At 59.6% G+C, this 14,774-nt stretch carries 20 protein-coding genes and 1 tRNA gene; 9 read left to right on the forward strand and 12 right to left on the reverse strand.

Going from position 1 to position 14,774, the window contains the following annotated elements; genetic code table 11:
• Nucleotides 1–114 precede the first annotated feature (114 nt).
• Entirely contained in the window at nucleotides 115–369 is a 255-nt protein-coding gene (locus HV765_RS31965; protein WP_254600780.1) for a hypothetical protein, read from the reverse strand.
• Here HV765_RS31965 and HV765_RS29910 point away from each other — a divergent pair.
• The 5 genes from HV765_RS29910 (at nucleotide 292) to HV765_RS29930 (ending at nucleotide 5,480) form a co-directional block, all read left to right on the forward strand.
• Nucleotides 292–2,472 carry a glycoside hydrolase family 31 protein gene (locus HV765_RS29910; protein WP_254600777.1) on the forward strand — a complete coding sequence of 727 codons (2,181 nt, stop codon included), beginning with the start codon at nucleotides 292–294 and terminating at the stop codon, nucleotides 2,470–2,472. The genes HV765_RS31965 and HV765_RS29910 overlap by 78 nt on opposite strands.
• 229 nt (nucleotides 2,473–2,701) lie before the next feature.
• Complete coding sequence (locus HV765_RS29915) at nucleotides 2,702–3,790, forward strand: methionine ABC transporter ATP-binding protein (protein ID WP_175171847.1); 1,089 nt, start codon at nucleotides 2,702–2,704, stop codon at nucleotides 3,788–3,790.
• The gene (locus HV765_RS29920; RefSeq protein WP_054420487.1) at nucleotides 3,747–4,400 is read left to right on the forward strand and encodes a methionine ABC transporter permease; all 654 of its coding nucleotides are present in this window, start codon (nucleotides 3,747–3,749) and stop codon (nucleotides 4,398–4,400) included. Before HV765_RS29915 ends, HV765_RS29920 begins: the two co-directional genes overlap by 44 nt.
• A gap of 56 nt (nucleotides 4,401–4,456) precedes the next feature.
• Nucleotides 4,457–5,254, forward strand: a complete 798-nt coding sequence (locus HV765_RS29925) for a MetQ/NlpA family ABC transporter substrate-binding protein (RefSeq protein WP_054420489.1) — start codon at nucleotides 4,457–4,459, stop codon at nucleotides 5,252–5,254.
• A 150-nt stretch (nucleotides 5,255–5,404) separates the two neighbouring features.
• Nucleotides 5,405–5,480 (forward strand) — tRNA-Lys (locus HV765_RS29930).
• A 24-nt stretch (nucleotides 5,481–5,504) separates the two neighbouring features.
• Here the strand turns inward: HV765_RS29930 and HV765_RS29935 are convergent.
• From HV765_RS29935 to HV765_RS29980, 10 genes are all read right to left on the reverse strand, one after another.
• A complete protein-coding gene (locus HV765_RS29935) occupies nucleotides 5,505–6,575 on the reverse strand; it encodes a tyrosine-type recombinase/integrase (protein ID WP_175171849.1) in 1,071 nt (356 codons plus the stop codon).
• Nucleotides 6,576–6,861: 286 nt separating this feature from the next.
• Nucleotides 6,862–7,050 (reverse strand): hypothetical protein, encoded by a 189-nt coding sequence (locus HV765_RS29940; protein ID WP_050448755.1) that lies wholly within the window; start codon nucleotides 7,048–7,050, stop codon nucleotides 6,862–6,864.
• 16 nt (nucleotides 7,051–7,066) lie between these two features.
• Nucleotides 7,067–7,222, reverse strand: a complete 156-nt coding sequence (locus HV765_RS29945; RefSeq protein ID WP_175171850.1) for a hypothetical protein — start codon at nucleotides 7,220–7,222, stop codon at nucleotides 7,067–7,069.
• Between the two features lie 10 nt (nucleotides 7,223–7,232).
• The gene (locus HV765_RS29950; RefSeq protein WP_175171851.1) at nucleotides 7,233–7,454 is read right to left on the reverse strand and encodes a hypothetical protein; all 222 of its coding nucleotides are present in this window, start codon (nucleotides 7,452–7,454) and stop codon (nucleotides 7,233–7,235) included.
• Nucleotides 7,455–7,528: 74 nt separating this feature from the next.
• Complete coding sequence (locus HV765_RS29955) at nucleotides 7,529–7,864, reverse strand: hypothetical protein (RefSeq protein ID WP_175171852.1); 336 nt, start codon at nucleotides 7,862–7,864, stop codon at nucleotides 7,529–7,531.
• The gene (locus HV765_RS29960) at nucleotides 7,861–9,153 is read right to left on the reverse strand and encodes a DUF1173 family protein (RefSeq protein ID WP_254600773.1); all 1,293 of its coding nucleotides are present in this window, start codon (nucleotides 9,151–9,153) and stop codon (nucleotides 7,861–7,863) included. The genes HV765_RS29955 and HV765_RS29960 overlap by 4 nt, the downstream gene beginning before the upstream one ends.
• On the reverse strand, nucleotides 9,153–9,734 hold the full coding sequence (locus tag HV765_RS29965) for a hypothetical protein (protein WP_175171853.1): 582 nt from the start codon (nucleotides 9,732–9,734) through the stop codon (nucleotides 9,153–9,155). The genes HV765_RS29960 and HV765_RS29965 overlap by 1 nt, the downstream gene beginning before the upstream one ends.
• Before the next feature lie 36 nt (nucleotides 9,735–9,770).
• The gene (locus tag HV765_RS29970) at nucleotides 9,771–10,151 is read right to left on the reverse strand and encodes a hypothetical protein (RefSeq protein WP_175171854.1); all 381 of its coding nucleotides are present in this window, start codon (nucleotides 10,149–10,151) and stop codon (nucleotides 9,771–9,773) included.
• 36 nt (nucleotides 10,152–10,187) lie between these two features.
• The gene (locus HV765_RS29975) at nucleotides 10,188–10,541 is read right to left on the reverse strand and encodes a hypothetical protein (protein ID WP_175171855.1); all 354 of its coding nucleotides are present in this window, start codon (nucleotides 10,539–10,541) and stop codon (nucleotides 10,188–10,190) included.
• Between the two features lie 759 nt (nucleotides 10,542–11,300).
• Nucleotides 11,301–11,687 carry a helix-turn-helix domain-containing protein gene (locus HV765_RS29980; RefSeq protein ID WP_175171856.1) on the reverse strand — a complete coding sequence of 129 codons (387 nt, stop codon included), beginning with the start codon at nucleotides 11,685–11,687 and terminating at the stop codon, nucleotides 11,301–11,303.
• Nucleotides 11,688–11,766: 79 nt separating this feature from the next.
• Between HV765_RS29980 and HV765_RS29985 the strand changes: the two genes are divergently transcribed.
• The 3 genes from HV765_RS29985 (at nucleotide 11,767) to HV765_RS29995 (ending at nucleotide 14,123) form a co-directional block, all read left to right on the forward strand.
• Nucleotides 11,767–12,012, forward strand: a complete 246-nt coding sequence (locus HV765_RS29985; RefSeq protein WP_175171857.1) for a Cro/CI family transcriptional regulator — start codon at nucleotides 11,767–11,769, stop codon at nucleotides 12,010–12,012.
• A gap of 108 nt (nucleotides 12,013–12,120) precedes the next feature.
• Nucleotides 12,121–12,876 (forward strand): ParA family protein, encoded by a 756-nt coding sequence (locus tag HV765_RS29990; RefSeq protein WP_254600774.1) that lies wholly within the window; start codon nucleotides 12,121–12,123, stop codon nucleotides 12,874–12,876.
• Entirely contained in the window at nucleotides 12,873–14,123 is a 1,251-nt protein-coding gene (locus tag HV765_RS29995; protein WP_175171858.1) for a DUF7673 family protein, read from the forward strand. The genes HV765_RS29990 and HV765_RS29995 overlap by 4 nt, the downstream gene beginning before the upstream one ends.
• A 38-nt stretch (nucleotides 14,124–14,161) precedes the next feature.
• On the opposite strand, the gene HV765_RS30000 is transcribed toward HV765_RS29995, so the two are convergent.
• Nucleotides 14,162–14,341, reverse strand: a complete 180-nt coding sequence (locus HV765_RS30000; protein WP_175171859.1) for a hypothetical protein — start codon at nucleotides 14,339–14,341, stop codon at nucleotides 14,162–14,164.
• 77 nt (nucleotides 14,342–14,418) lie between these two features.
• On the opposite strand from HV765_RS30000, the gene HV765_RS30005 reads away from it, so the two are divergent.
• A complete protein-coding gene (locus tag HV765_RS30005) occupies nucleotides 14,419–14,766 on the forward strand; it encodes an H-NS histone family protein (protein WP_175171860.1) in 348 nt (115 codons plus the stop codon).
• Nucleotides 14,767–14,774 lie beyond the last annotated feature (8 nt).

Here is a 14,774-nt window from a genome sequence, read left to right on the forward strand (position 1 = left end):
GCTGTCAGTCAGGTGGCGTAGAATTGCAGTAATTGCCAGGATTTGGCGCCAAATAGGCCGCTTTGGGCTCAAAATTGGCGTTTCGGCCACGCACGGCATCAGCGCCGATTCGTGTCAGCCGAGGGCTTTATGCCCCCTTTTTTGGATGAGATTGCCGTCCAAAAGAGGGACCGAGTTTATTTCAAAGCTCAAATCCGTCAAAATAGCGTCTTTTGATGGTTTTTGGCTTAAGCCGGGGGATGCTCTGTGCCGCCCAAGTTCGACTTTGCCCATACTACCCAGCTCGATAATATCGAGCTGCTGACGTCCCGCCCCAGTCGCTTCGATTTCGATGCGGGCGATGGGTTGCACCTGGTAGTCGAGGCGCATGCGCCTGGTGTTTTTCGCCTGCGCTGCGGCGAGGCGAACCACCTGAATGATGACAAGCCCAGTGCGCGTGCGCGCGCTGTGGCCGAGATGCTGCTCGCCCGCCAAGAGGCCGTGGGCGAAGCCGCCATTGCTCCCCGCGAAGGGGGCGACGGTTGGCGCATCACACAGGGCGATGTTGCCCTGGAAATCCAATCGAACCCTGTGCGCGTTGCGATCTATCGCAACGAAGAACGGGTGTTTGAATCCGAGGTTTCCGCGCATACGCCCGCATTCGGGCATAACGCGCTGGACCAGGACGACAGCGCGGTCTGGACGGCGGGGTTCACCCTGCAGGCCGACGAGCGCGTGTTCGGCCTGGGCGAAACCCCGGGCGATCTGAACCGCCGCGAAGAATCGGTCGTTTCCGATGACCCCGAGCACCGCGCCTTGCCGTTGGCATGGAGCCCGCGAGGCTGGGGCGTCTATGTGAACACGATGCGCCGCATTGAACATTCGGTGGGCGTCGCGCCTGCGGATTCGGCCTACGTGCTGACCGTGGACGACGCCGTGCTGGACTTGTTCCTGTTCGCCGGCGAACCCGCTGAAATCCTGAACCAGTACACCGCACTGACCGGCCGAGCCGGCCAGCCCGTGTTGTGGGCGATGGGCGCGTGGCTGCAACAGGCCGCAGGCGAAATGCCCACGCAGACGGTCGCTTTGGTGGCCCGCATGCGCGAAAACCAGATTCCGGTTGACGCCGTGACGCTGGCGCAGCCGGCGGCCTGGGGCTTTCAAGCGGACAAGGCCGTGTTCGAATGGGACGCTCAGCGTTTCCCGGACGCCAAGCAGATGCTGGCCCTGTTCCACAAGCACAACGTGCATGTCGCGGCCTCCGGTTTCCCCGGCGTGCTGAAGACCAGCCCGCTGTTCGAAGAACTGGAAGACCGTGGCTGGCTGCTGGCCAAGGACGACGGTTCCGCACAGGTGTTTGACGGCAACGCCGCCACGTCGGGCCAGCCTTACGGCCTGCTCGACCTGACGTATCGCGACATCTACAACCTGTGGGTCGAGCGCCATCGCCAATTGGTGGATGACGGCCTGGACGCGCCCGCGTGCGACGCCCAGATCGCCATTCCCGATGGGGTCACCGCCCGCAACAGCGAAACCGGCCCCGCGCTGCGCAGCATGTATCCGCTGCTGGTGCGCCGTGCCTTGTTTGACGCCGTCGCCGGCCTGAAAGTCCCGCCGGAAGGCGTGGTGCCCAGCGCTGACCTGTTCCCGGCCGCGCAACGCCTGCCGTGGCAGGTGGGGCCGCAGGCTGAAAACACCTGGGACGGCTTGCGCCATACCTTGCGTACCGCCTTGTCGATTGGCGCCAGCGGCCTGCCCGTGCAGGTGCATGGCATCGGTTCGGCCTCGCGCGACCGCTCGGGCATGACGTCCGAGCTGTACCTGCGCTGGCTGACGGTGGGCGTGTTCTCGGCAAACTTCTCGTTCCAGGGTGTTGAAGGCTTGATGCCTTGGGACTTCGGCGAAGAAACGCTGGCGCAAGCCCGTACCTGGATGCAATGGCGCTATCGCCTGGTGCCCTATGTGTTGGGCGCCATCGAAGATTCGGCCCGCACCGGTTTGCCGGTGCAGCGTTCCATGGCCCTGTCGTTCCCGAACGATCCGCATGCCCACGAATGGGACTTGCAATACCTGCTGGGCCCGGCCCTGCTGGTGGCGCCGGTCACCGAACCGGGCAAGCAGGTGCGCGTGTATCTGCCCAAGGGCGAAGCCTGGTGGGATCTGAACACGGGTCACCGCTATGAAGGCGGCACCACCTGGACGATCGACTGCGAGCTGGGCCAGTTCCCGGTTTTCGGCCGCGAAGGGCACATGCTCTGTCTGGGACCGGCCGCGCAGCATACCGGCGAGTTCAATTCGGCGCGCATTCTGGACGAAGTCTGGATGTTCGGCATGCCGGTGCATAACCCGGTCGTCATGCGCAACAAGATCCGCGTGATGCAAATGCAGGGCTCCAGCTACATCAAGGGTCTGGAAGGGCTGCGGATTTCGCCGTCCGAAGGCCTTGAGGTCAAGCGCCGGGGCGCGGAAGTCCGCATTTCGCGCGCTCGCTGACAACGACGTGGCCGGTTGACCGGCCACCGTTATAAAAGGGGCAGTCAGGAAGGCTTTCCTTCCTGACTGCCCTTTGCGCCTTTTTGGTTGCCGCCAGATCGCAGCAGGGGTCATAGGCGCCGTCGGGGACGCCGCAAGGCGATAACGGCGCACTATATTACTTATAGTTATTAAAAATGGAAAAAACGGTCGTTCTCTTTAGAAGAGAAAAGATACAAAATCGCTTGCCATGATTCACATCGAGAACCTATCCAAGACCTATGCCACGCCGCATGGACAATTCCAGGCGCTGCGAGGCATCAACCTGCACATCGAGCAGGGCGAGGTCTTCGGCATCATCGGCCCCAGCGGGGCCGGTAAAAGCACGCTGGTCCAGTGCATCAATTTGCTTGAGCGCCCCAACGAAGGCACGATCGCCATCGGCGGGCAGCAGCTCACTGGCCTGAACGAAGCGCAGCTGCGAGCCCAGCGCCGCCGCATCGGCATGGTGTTCCAGGGCTTCAACCTGCTGGCGCGCCGCACGGTCTACGGCAACGTGGCCTTGCCGCTGGAAATCGCCGGCGTGGCCAAGGCCGAGATCCCGGCGCGCGTCGAACGCCTGCTGGCGTTGGTGGGCCTGGAGCATCTGCGCGACCGTTATCCCAGCCAGATCAGTGGCGGCCAGAAGCAGCGCGTGGGCATTGCGCGCGCGTTGGCCAACAACCCGGACGTGCTGCTCAGCGATGAAGCCACGTCCGCGCTGGACCCGGAAACCACGCACAACATTCTGGCGCTGCTGCGCGACATCAACCGCAAGACGGGTGTGACGGTCGTCATGATCACGCACCAGATGGAAGTGGTGCGCGAAGTCTGCGACCGCGTCGCCGTCTTGTCGCAAGGCGAAGTGGTGGAAGTTGGCAGCACGCGCGAAGTGTTCGCGCAGCCGCGCCACGAAGTGACGCGCGGCATGGTGTCGGCCGCCACCGCGTCCGACCTGACCGACGCCACGTTGGCCGCCGTGAAGGAACGCATCGCCACGCTGGCCGCCGCCAAGCCGGGCCAGGCCGTGCGCCTATTGCGCCTGTCCTTGACCGGCACCGATGCGTCGGGCTCGTTCCTGTCCGACCTGGCTAAGCAGTTTTCGTTGGACGTGGGCCTGGTGCAGGCCCGCGTTGAAGATATCCAGGGCGTGGCCGTGGGCACGATGTTCGTGCTGGCCCAAGGCGCGCCCGCCGCGGTCAAGGACGCGATTGCCGCGTTGGCCGCCCGTGACATTACCGTTGAAGAAATAGCTCATGAGTCCGCAACTGATCGACCTGCTTATTACGTCGCTGCTTGACACCTTGTTGATGGTGGGTGTGGCCAGCGCCATCGCGGTGGTCATCGGCATTCCGCTGGGCGTGACGCTCACCGTGACCGCGCGCGGCAACATGCTGGAGAACCAGCCCGTCAACCACGTGCTGGGCGCCATCATCAACGCCACGCGTTCGGTGCCGTTCGTGATCCTGATGGTTGCCATCATCCCGTTCACGCGCCTGGTTGCGCAGACCTCCATCGGCACCACGGCCGCCATCGTGCCGCTGTCGGTGGCCGCGATTCCGTTCATGGCCCGCATTGCGGAAAACGCCATGCGCGAAGTGGACCCGGGGCTGATCACCGCGGCGCGCGCCATGGGCGCATCGCCGATGCAGATCATCATGAAGGTGCTGCTGCCCGAAGCCTTGCCCGGCCTGATCGCCGCCACCATCGTTACCGTGGTCAGCCTGATCGGCTATTCGGCCATGGCCGGCGCCATCGGCGGCGGCGGCTTGGGTGACCTGGCCATCCGCTACGGCTATCAACGCTTCCAATCGGACGTCATGGCTGCGGTCGTGATCGTGCTGATCGTATTGGTCCAGGCGATCCAAAGCCTTGGCGACCGCTTCGTGCGCCGCATGTCGCATCGCTGATTACTAAGACGCCCATTCTTTCTTCTCTCTACTTCCGTTATTCGGGAACTCGCATCATGAGCATCAAGGTTTTGAAGTCGCTGGCCGCGTTCGCCCTGGGCGCCGCCGTTTTCGCCCAGCCCGCGCTGGCTCAGGACAAGCCGCTGAAGGTTGGCGTGACCGCCGGCCCGCACGCCCAGATCTTTGATGTGGTGAAGGCCGAAGCCGCCAAGCAGGGTCTGAATATCCAGATCATCGAATTCACCGACTACGTGCAGCCCAACGTTGCACTGGCCTCGGGCGACCTGGACGTCAACAGCTACCAGCACCAGCCGTACCTGGACAACGCCAACGCCGACCGCGGCTACAAGCTGGTCAGCATTGCCAAGACCGTGATTTTCCCCATCGGCATCTACAGCAAGAAGATCAAGTCGCTGGCTGAGCTGAAGGATGGCGCGCGCATCGCGCTGCCGAACGACCCGACCAACGGCGGCCGCGCGCTGTTGCTGCTGCAAGCCAATGGCCTGATCAAGCTGCGTCCGGAAGCCGGCCTGAAGGCCACGCCGATCGACGTCGTCGAGAACAAGAAGAAGCTGCGCTTCATTGAACTGGACGCCGCCCAACTGCCGCGTTCGCTGGACGACACCGACGCGTCGGCCATCAACACCAACTTCGCGCTGGAAGCCGGCCTGAACCCGACCAAGGACGCCATCGCCCAGGAATCGCCGGATTCGCCGTACGCCAACGTGCTGGTCGTGCGTGAAAAGGACAAGGACCGCCCCGAGCTCGCCAAGCTGGTCAGCATCTATCACAGCCCGGCCGTGAAGCAGTTCATCGAAACCAAGTACAAGGGCGCCGTGGTGGCCGCCTGGTAAGTCCAGGTTCACCCCAGCCCCAAGAACGGCTGCCTTGCGCGGCCGTTTTTCATGGACGATGAAGCGCGCACATTTGGAATGTTCATGGCGGATCTTCGTCAAACCTTTTGACAAGTTAAAAAAAATCCGCCATAATTTCTGGCTTCGGTCGGGCTGATAGCTCAGTCGGTAGAGCAGCGGACTTTTAATCCGTTGGTCGCGAGTTCGAGTCTCGCTCAGCCCACCACCAAACACCCGCAGTATCAAGAACTTACGCCGCTATCACTAGCGGCGTTTTTTCTTTCTGTTCCGACTTTGACCAAAATTCGACCGTGTTCGAATGGTGGGCCAAGTGCGACGGGGCCAAATGGGCATAGCGTTGAACCATGTCCAGCGTCTCCCAACCCCCCAGATCCTTTAGGACCATGAGTGGTGTTCCGGCTTGTACATGCCAGCTGGCCCAGGTATGGCGAAGGTCGTGGAAATGAAAGTCGTCAATCCCGACCTCGGCGCACGCACGACGCAAGCAGCGAGCATCGACCTGGCTGATCTTCCGCACCACACCATCTCTTGATGGCCGTTCGAAGACAAACCTCTTGGCTTTGGGAACCCGGCGCTGCAGCACTGCCATCGCGTCCGCGTTGAGGGGCACCGACCTGGCATAGCCCGATTTCGCCTCTTCCGCAATGACCCATGCGTTTCGCTGGGGCATATCCACGTTGCTCGGCCTGAGCGAAAGCAATTCGTCTTCCCGCATGCCAGTCGCCACGGCAACGAGGCTGACATCGCGCATCCACTCAAGCGTCATCGCGCTTATCAGCCGACCGATGACGGATGGGGGCTCCCATCGCACACGATTATCGGGTTCAACGAACTCCGAAAATTTCGGGCACTTGTCGATCCAGTCCCAGTCTTCACATAGCTTGAGCATCCTGCGAAGCGTGGCTAGGTAGCGGTTTTTGGTCGCTGCACTTACCGGCGTGGGTTTGCGATGCTTATGGGTAGTATGCGTCGGCAGTTTGTCCGCGATCTCGTCGAATTTTAAAGAGCGAATGGCACGTCCAGAGAACTGACTACGCCAGTACGCAACGTGCCGGACCTTGCTGTCATAGTCGCGTAGTCCGTCCCAAAGTCGAAGACAACGCACCGCGGCCTCTTCAAAAAAGCGGTCGGGTTGCTCGCCAAGCTTGGCTTGACGCCAGAGGTCGGCTTTCAGCTTGTCGTGGTATTCCTGCGCGGCTTGCCTGTCCGTCGTTCCAGAAGAACATCTAACTCGCGGGACGCCTGGGACGCGGATATCAACTTGCCAAATACCTGAGGTTTCATCTTTGCGGATGGGCATTGTGCATCTCCCACAACCCGCAGCGATAGCTGGGTGACATTGTTGTTCTTTTCCGAAAATGCAGCAAGACGCGAAGGCCAGATGCGCCATGCGCCCCTCGCTCTAAGCTGAAAACCGAGCTCTTTGCGATAGCTGAAGATGGTGCTGTAAGAGATGTTGAGGCGCATTGCAGCTTCTTGCAGCGTGAGCGCCGTTTCATCCATGTTCTCTGCCGGAGGCATGGAAGACATACGAACTCCTTTATCGGGCCGTGAATGTATCGGGGTGTGCCAGGAAAGGTAGGATGCTATTGGCGCCGCTGGCGGATCGCATCCTTGAACTCCGGGAGTTCGGCTTCCAGTTTGAACAGCAACGCGAGAATAGCCATGGCGACTGCGCCCAGACCCTCCTCGCCTTTGAGAATTGCGGTCGCTGCGAAAATCGACCCCAAGATGGTTAAGACGCTGGACGCAAGCAGCGAAATGAACTTCGTCATAATGGAAAGAGGTCCTTCAAAGTTTGGGCAGAAGAACGGAGTAGGCGAAATAGCCGAACCCGATAATGGCTTCGCTGAGCACCAGGAGCCAGGCTGCTCGCGTCTTCGCTACTGGTGCGTATCCCACTGTGCCGACGAACACCAGGGTGAAAATTCCAAAAATACCGGTCATTCCGTTGACCTCATTTGGATAGCCCAAGCATGCGAGAGAAGACAGGACTGCATTCAGGTTGTCCAGAGGCGCACGAGTAATAAATCACCCCCACTGCTGCGAGGCCAATCCCGATACCAAGTGCAGCGCATATCAGCATTTCCCGCTTGGTCTGCGCGCGCATGACGCGATTCTGTAAGGCCATGGCCGATAACAAAAGCGGAAACGAGATAGCAAAAGTGAGCACGCTCATGCTCTCCAAATTGATTTCTTTGGGACTGCTTAATAGGGCATTGCCTATGCAGGTGTGCGGTTTGCGTGAGCCTGCTACAGCGACAGAATGTAGTAGGTCGATGCCGCGAAGATGACGCATACGCCGAGGCCGCGTGCGGACTCTCTTAGCCCAGAGAAGGCGATGGAGAGACACAGCACCAAGCCGGCCGTCGCGAATGAAAAGATGACGAAGAGAAGTTCCAATCCAACCTGACCCAGCTTAGGGAGCAAGCCCGAATTCAGCACGACTCCGTAGAGCGCCGAGGCAGCCAGGTAGTTAACCCATACGAAGGCGGCTCTCCAGGAACCCCGAATTCCGGCATTCACGAATCCCGCAAACGTCACGCCTAAGAGCAAGCAGAGGGCCAGGACGGTTGTGTGTTGGATCATTGGTCCTCCTGGTGTGAAATGAGCGGGGAGGGGAAATCCGGAACGGGATCTCCGATTGAAGCGTTCCACGCCCACCAACCGCCCTTTCCGTATGTCTCGTCGTAGTGCGCGCCTTTTTCGACCTTGCGCGCCAAGTACTCGGGCGTGTTCATGCCCCATACCTCCAATGGTGCTGGCGTCTGCCTGTCGCGCAACCAAAAGTCTGGGAAGGCTGCGTCCTCGCCAGCATCAAACCGCAGCGGCTTTTCGAACCGACGCTTTTCGGCCACGAGCTTTTCAGCGACCAGAGCCTCGTAGCCTGAATCGACTGGTATCCAGTCGCGCGTTGTCTGCATCAGGGCGATATCGACAACCTGCGCGCGCATGCTGCCGCCAGAGGACTTGGGTGGATCAGTTTGTACGACAGCGATGACGGCATTCCCAGCCCGCCACGAGTCGATTTCTCGGGCAAAGCGGCGCTCCAACGGTTCCCAGACGTTCTCATCGAGGTTCAGGTACGGGATTCCATGAAACCCCGCTATAGGCAGCGTGGCGCTTCCATCCATTCCCTCTTGGTGCTGTGCGAGAGGTGCAATTACAACCAGGCGCCGTCGTTGAGTAACCGCCTCCAGAGCCTTGGCCTTGTTGTGTCCAGCTTGCTGCCCGCTCGCGGTTGGCGTGGCAATCACGAGGTTCTGCGCTAGTCGCACACGCCCCGCGTACGTAGTCATTGCCGAACGCATCAGGTGGTAATGCACCACTCCAAGATTGCGCTTTCCTTCCATGCCCGGCGACCACGCGTGCAGTCCAGCCTGCGTCCAAAGAAAGTGCAGGAGACCGAGCAGTGTCATGCTGGCTTGACCGGTTCGCGGGCGCGTTGCAGGCATCGGCGGCGTAGCGGCGGACGAGGCGTCCCCTTCTTCTGGGGCGGCTGTCGCACGCTGTTGAAGCCCGACCTTCAGCTTAATCTTGACCGCGCCGTCGTCGAGTTCCTGGACCACTCCGCGTCGGTATGAACCAAGACCGGACATGCTGGGATCTACGCCGTAGTAAACGCAGTCTTCGCTGTGCTCTGATCCTGTTTCCGGAAAGCGGGCAAGGTGGAACCGATCAGAGTTGGAACGGCTGTGGATCGACAAGCGCCGTTCGCCCGATCCAGGGCAAGTACACCTCACGTCTGCCTTGCCATGCGCCATCAACAGTACGCGTTTCCAGCCGTCCTTGAACTGATCAGCCGTTTGAAACTCCGACGAGTACGGTCGGGTCATTCCGGCTAGCGTGACCTCCACGGTATATATCTTTCGATCCATCAGTGGTCTCCGCCTTCGATCGCCGCGTGCACGCTAAGGATGAGAATTCCTATGACGATGGAGCCGTGCATAACGGCCACTGCGATCTGTTGATAGATGTTCAGTCCGCTGAACGTGCCGTACGAAGCGTACAGGGCGACGTTAGCGACAAGGAAAATCACCAGGCCCGCGATCAGCGTGGCATCAAGCCAGAACAAGCACGTAGCCTTACGCTTTGATGCGCCAGGCGCTATCGGGGCTTCTCTTTCCCTCATGCCATAACTGACCAACCCGGCCCAAGTAGCGGACGCGACGCAGATTAGTCCCACGGAGACAGCTCCCCAGAACCGTCCGCCCAGGGATACCAGCCACAGAACAGTTGCCCATTCTTCAATTAGCTTTCCAACTGTGGCCAGAACCACGACGATCAAGGCCAGCCCCATTGCGACCTTTATCGCGGACGAAGCCATTAACGTGCTGTTTGGGTTTCGATGAGGGGGCTGCTTCTTACGCAATTTGGCGAAGGAGTAAAACTCGTACGACGCATAGCCGGCAACGAGGATCACGGATACGCCCCCCCAGATAATCATGTGCTCTTTCATTGCATTTCCGTATGAAGGAAGCCCTGCTTGACGGACTCAAGTCGAGCGTGAGCGGCACCAAGTGCGGCAGGCCAATATGCCCCACGTCAGGATGGAGACACCCTTCGTCAGCATGGATATGCAGACGGCTATTGAGACGGCAGCCGAAGAGAACGCCAACATCCCAAGGATGCCATTGTTAATGAACAGCGCGTCTGAGCTAGTACCGGCTGGGTCGATCTTCAGCCTGGCCAATAAGACGATGGGCCGGGTGAGCAGCGCCAGCGCCGGCTGTTGCATCACCCAGGCGTAGATTTCTTGGCCGTGCAAGGCGACGATGGCAAAGGCGCATAGACCAGCCGCCACGACGAATATACCGAGCAATAGGAAGACTTGCATATAGAGGCCGGCTGCCAGGCCACCGATAAGTCTATTCATGTTGACCTCCCAAAGTTGTCCTCCCAAAACGACCTTTCAGGTCAGCGACATCCCCCGCTTTGAAAGTTCCAAGGCGCGAAGGCAGATTGCATTCTTCCCGCCGCGCAATCCTGCGACCGTCGAGATCAACGCAAGGGGAATTAGCAGATGGGCGTCCAGCAGCATGGCGAGGAATGCCTCCTGGAACGCTTCGACGAGCGGTACATCATGGCTATGCGCGTGCCACATGGCTGTGCCGAGAATGGTCAGGACTACAAACGCAAAAAAGTGAGCCGCGGCGCTAATTGGCCAGGCCGTCGCCCATCGCACTCTAGTGGCGCGATTTCCATCAGCCTGACTGCACAATTGATACTTGAAGTTGAAATCGAGCTTCTTTTGACGAACGTTCATGAGGTATGGGTCTCCAGGAGATGGAGAAATTTTCCATCCGGATCGGAGCGCTCGATTTTCATAGTGTTTAGCTGCTAAACACCTGGAAAATTCTGTTGAACGCCGATTCGGATGCCGCCGCCGAGATACCACAACGTTGGCGGCTTCCTGCCGACTTGCACGGCGCAGGCAAGTTGAGACCCTGCCTGGTATTCGCCCAACACGTTATTCGCCACGTGAGGCAGGTCCTGCTCTGGCGCTCGTTTGAAGGCTCGACCTCGCAGTAGCGTTCAGTCGGTACTTCAGCAAGGATGGAAATCAACTCCATCCACTGCACGAGATCAATGCGCCCGCCAGGCTCTGCACCTGGCCGGATTTGTACGTCAGCGCTGTTGCCAACGGGCTTCACGGGCCTCGTCTGGCGCATTGATTCTTGCCGCTTCTTTGCGTCCCTGGGGCTTTCCATACTCGCGGCCGCCTCCCCTCCAAGCACCCCCAAAGGTTGTGCGGGACTGAATTGCAAAGTTAGGTTTTGAAAGAGCGTGTACTGCTATACCGTACAACGATAGTACGGCTAAACAATACATCGCGTCAACGGATGCAGAGAAATATTGGAGAGTTTGTCAGCTGAAGTCGCGCAGATGCAACTGCACGCTTACGTATTTCGTAAGTGGTTACACGGGCGGCCAAAAAAAAGTTGGCGCTGGCTGCAGGCTCCCCGATGGTGGGGATAGTGTGGGGTTTTCGCTGATGAGAAGTGAAAACCGGCCAGCCGGATGACTAGTGGGGTCTTCCGGTGGTTCCGGTCTTGCGGGGGGATGGGTCGTCAGCGTGAGCGTGCCTAGCCAGCTTCGCCTCGATCATGGCAAGGGCTGCTGAGATTGCAATCAACAACTCATCCAGCTGCTGCGGCGGCAATGCAACTATCCGCGCTCTCTCAATGGGGTGAAGAGGCCAGGAGGCTTCCTCGCGTCCGGTAAGTAAGAATTCGACCGACGTATTGAGTAGGTGGGCAAGCTTAATGAGTCTGCGTGCATCGGGGTACGTCCGGCCATTCTCCCAGTCGGAAACCGACGAGCGCTGGATGTCAAAGTGCTCCCCGATCTGCTGCAGGGTGAGGCCTCGCTCAACGCGAAGCTTGCGGATGCGTTCGCCGAAATCGTGCATGCGCGAAGCCTAGCACTTGCGCGAATGGTAAAGCCGTCGATAAAATGTACGGTAAAACAATACACAGAGGTCTTTCACTATGCTCGCCCATTCAGAAGCACAAGCCACGGTACGTACCGCAATCCGCAACGCGGGCGGCGTAACCAAATGGGCACGCCGCTTCGGAATCACCCGTGGGTCGATCTACGAATGGATCGACCGCGCAGAAGTCCCTTCCGACCGCGCAGTAATCATCGAGCGCGAGAGCTTCGGGCTGGCAAAACGCCAAGAGCTTCGACCAAACGACTACTGGGACTGGTGGCCCGATCTACCCCGTCCCGAGTAACGCTTGCTCGTTCTACAAGCGGTCACGTATTTGCCTATCCGCACTGCAAGCAGCGGCCGAAGAGTTTAGCCGCTAAACGATACCTACATCTCTTCTACGAGGAAGTTCATGAGTATGAAAACTGCGGTTGTTGCTCAGGGAAAAGGCGGCGTCGGCAAGACGGCTAACGCCGTTCACATTGCATTTCATGCGGCCGAAGAAGGCCTCAAAACCCTTGTGGTCGACCTGGACACTGGCAACCTTTCGAAGACGATGCGCCAGCATCGGCTGGAGGTGCCGGCGAGCTCGCTGTTTCTTGATGAGTTGCCGTCCATACCGGAGGTCCAAGGACCGATCGCCCTGTTGCACGCGGATCGGTTGCTGGCAAATGTGATCTACATGCCAGTCGAACGGGCGCTAAAAAATTTCCCGGTAAATCTGCGCGAGTTTGAGAAGCGGGGGTTCGACCTCTGCGTGATCGACACGCCTGCCAGCATCGGGATCGCCACCATTACTGCACTGCGCACCGCCGATGCGGTGATCAGTCCCGTCGAGATGGAGGACTACAGCATCGAGGGCATCAAGGACATGATGCGCGTGATCGTCGGTGCCAAGCAGCACAACCCGAAGCTCCATTTCTTGGGGATCGTGCCGAACCGGGTTGACCGCCGTAATCCGCGCCAGGTCAAACATCTCGCGGAGGTGCAAGCTGCCCATGGCAAGCTTCTGGCCCCCGTCGTGGTGGGCCTGCGCACCAGCGTTGCAGAGGCATTGGCGGCAGGTGAACCCGTGTGGAAGAGCAAGAAGACTACCGCGCGCGCTGCGGCCGCAGAGATGCGCGCCCTCGGCAATCACGTCCTGCAAACGATGGGGGTGGCGAAATGAGTTTAGCCGCTAAACAAGGTGGTAGCGATCTCGATCTGGCAGGCTTGGGCGACCTCGCCTCGTTCCTGGACGGCCCCCAACGGCAAGTCGGCGAACCCGACCTGTTCGACATGGACATTATCGACGAGGACCGCAACGTCCGTCTGGAGTACAACCCGGGGTTGAGCAAAGAGAGCATTGATGAACTTCGCGAATCGCTGCGACGCGATGGAATGTTGAGCCCGATTTCGCTCCGGCCGAACCCCGCTCGCCCTGGTCGGTATCTGATCAACTTCGGTCACCGACGCTTTCGTGCGGCCAAGGCTGAAGGTTGGCGCCAGGTTCCTGGGATCATCCGGCACAAGTTCGATCGCTTCGCACAGATGGCCGAGAACATGAAACGCGAAGGTATCACCGCTCTTGAGATCGCCGAGTTCATCCGCGACGAGCTGGCGGAGGGCAGAACGCAGAGCGAGATCGCCGGCGGCCTAGGAAAGTCGAAGGCCTGGGTCACCCAACACGCAAAGATGCTCGATCTGCCGCCTACGGTGGCCGAAGCCGTCGCCTCGGGAAAAGTCACGGACGTGACGCTGGCCAGCGAGCTGGCCGTTGCTCATCGAGAAGATCCGCAGGCTGTCGCAGATCTGCTAAACGCCACCGAGACGAAGCCGACGCGGTCAGCAGTGAAGGCGATTCGCAAAGCCGCAGGGACCAAGGAAGAGTCGCCAGAAGCACCGTCGGACGAGACGTCACCGTCATCACATAATGAGGCGACAGCCCGCGCGGTGGCCGCGCAATGCTCGACCTACGTATTCCTGGCAAACGAGCCGAGCTCCCCGCCCGCAGACGGCGCACTCCCGCCTCGCTCAACCTTCGTGTCGACCGCCGGCGAGATCCCTGCGGAAGTGAAGGCGGAGTTCCAACGCCGTCGGAACGTGCTCGAGCAAGAGCAGCGTGACGCTGCCAATCCCGCGCTGCGACAAGCCGGCATGGACTCCTTGAATCGGCTCATCGAAATCGCTCGACGAGACACCAACCAGAGCAAGCGCGTGGCGGACTTCCTGCTTGCCTGGTGGAACGCGACGAGCTGCGGCGGGTTCGACTTAGCTGATCTGTGGAGCGTGGACAAAGAAATCTACGACGACATGTCGTCAGTGATCGCCCTCGTCCGGCGCAGCCGATCCTATCCGGACACGCTCACCACCCCCGTTCACGAGGCGTTCAAAGAACTAGTAAAGATCTGGAGGCCCCAGCTCGTTAACGAATGACATGGCCCCTGGATGTTTAGCGGCTAAACGTAGCAAACTCAAAATGAACCTGAAAATGAGGAGGCAGTGATGATTGAAAAGGGTCCGGGAAAGGTGGCGTTGATTGTCGGATGTGTACTGATGGCGACTTCCATCATTGCGCGATGGACGGGCTGGGACACCATAGCTACCGCAACTTTCTTTGCGTCAGCGGTGCCAATCTTTGTCGGCATGGTCATCAATAATTCCTGATCTCCAATACACAACACGGACTAGCCAACGGGCTATTCGCCAGCAAAAGACCGAGGAAACCACAATGCAATCGAACAAATCGCTCGCCAAGCTCAACGCTCAAATTCAAGCTCTACAGCGACGTGCCGAAACCCTGCGCGCCAACGGTCGGGCGTCGGCCGTACAAAAGATCGTCGCGCAAATGCACGAGCTCCAGATTTCTCCCTCGGATATCCAGGCCGCATATGGCGCAACGAAGTCCGCTCGCCCCAAGCGCCAAAAGGCTGTTGAGCGAACCGAATCCCGTCGCCCGGTCGCGCCGAAATACCGTCATCCTGAATCTGGTTATACCTGGACCGGACGTGGGCGAGCGCCGCGCTGGCTGACTGCTGCGGAGCTCGCAGGAGCGTCGCGCGAACAATTCAGAATCTGAAGCAGGAT

The sequence above is a fragment of the Achromobacter kerstersii genome (assembly GCF_902859595.1).
GTDB classification, from domain to species: Bacteria; Pseudomonadota; Gammaproteobacteria; order Burkholderiales; family Burkholderiaceae_B; genus Achromobacter; species Achromobacter kerstersii.

What these genes read in the sequence shown, in the direction of transcription:
- HV765_RS31965 (WP_254600780.1), bottom strand. Translation starts at nt 369, where the DNA reads ATGCGCCTCGACTACCAGGTGCAACCCATCGCCCGCATCGAAATCGAA.
- HV765_RS29915 (WP_175171847.1), top strand. Translation starts at nt 2,702, where the DNA reads ATGATTCACATCGAGAACCTATCCAAGACCTATGCCACGCCGCATGGA.
- HV765_RS29920 (WP_054420487.1), top strand. Translation starts at nt 3,747, where the DNA reads ATGAGTCCGCAACTGATCGACCTGCTTATTACGTCGCTGCTTGACACC.
- HV765_RS29925 (WP_054420489.1), top strand. Translation starts at nt 4,457, where the DNA reads ATGAGCATCAAGGTTTTGAAGTCGCTGGCCGCGTTCGCCCTGGGCGCC.
- HV765_RS29935 (WP_175171849.1), bottom strand. Translation starts at nt 6,575, where the DNA reads ATGCCCATCCGCAAAGATGAAACCTCAGGTATTTGGCAAGTTGATATC.
- HV765_RS29940 (WP_050448755.1), bottom strand. Translation starts at nt 7,050, where the DNA reads ATGACGAAGTTCATTTCGCTGCTTGCGTCCAGCGTCTTAACCATCTTG.
- HV765_RS29945 (WP_175171850.1), bottom strand. Translation starts at nt 7,222, where the DNA reads ATGACCGGTATTTTTGGAATTTTCACCCTGGTGTTCGTCGGCACAGTG.
- HV765_RS29950 (WP_175171851.1), bottom strand. Translation starts at nt 7,454, where the DNA reads ATGAGCGTGCTCACTTTTGCTATCTCGTTTCCGCTTTTGTTATCGGCC.
- HV765_RS29955 (WP_175171852.1), bottom strand. Translation starts at nt 7,864, where the DNA reads ATGATCCAACACACAACCGTCCTGGCCCTCTGCTTGCTCTTAGGCGTG.
- HV765_RS29960 (WP_254600773.1), bottom strand. Translation starts at nt 9,153, where the DNA reads ATGGATCGAAAGATATATACCGTGGAGGTCACGCTAGCCGGAATGACC.
- HV765_RS29965 (WP_175171853.1), bottom strand. Translation starts at nt 9,734, where the DNA reads ATGAAAGAGCACATGATTATCTGGGGGGGCGTATCCGTGATCCTCGTT.
- HV765_RS29970 (WP_175171854.1), bottom strand. Translation starts at nt 10,151, where the DNA reads ATGAATAGACTTATCGGTGGCCTGGCAGCCGGCCTCTATATGCAAGTC.
- HV765_RS29975 (WP_175171855.1), bottom strand. Translation starts at nt 10,541, where the DNA reads ATGAACGTTCGTCAAAAGAAGCTCGATTTCAACTTCAAGTATCAATTG.
- HV765_RS29980 (WP_175171856.1), bottom strand. Translation starts at nt 11,687, where the DNA reads ATGCACGATTTCGGCGAACGCATCCGCAAGCTTCGCGTTGAGCGAGGC.
- HV765_RS29985 (WP_175171857.1), top strand. Translation starts at nt 11,767, where the DNA reads ATGCTCGCCCATTCAGAAGCACAAGCCACGGTACGTACCGCAATCCGC.
- HV765_RS29990 (WP_254600774.1), top strand. Translation starts at nt 12,121, where the DNA reads ATGAGTATGAAAACTGCGGTTGTTGCTCAGGGAAAAGGCGGCGTCGGC.
- HV765_RS29995 (WP_175171858.1), top strand. Translation starts at nt 12,873, where the DNA reads ATGAGTTTAGCCGCTAAACAAGGTGGTAGCGATCTCGATCTGGCAGGC.
- HV765_RS30000 (WP_175171859.1), bottom strand. Translation starts at nt 14,341, where the DNA reads ATGACCATGCCGACAAAGATTGGCACCGCTGACGCAAAGAAAGTTGCG.
- HV765_RS30005 (WP_175171860.1), top strand. Translation starts at nt 14,419, where the DNA reads ATGCAATCGAACAAATCGCTCGCCAAGCTCAACGCTCAAATTCAAGCT.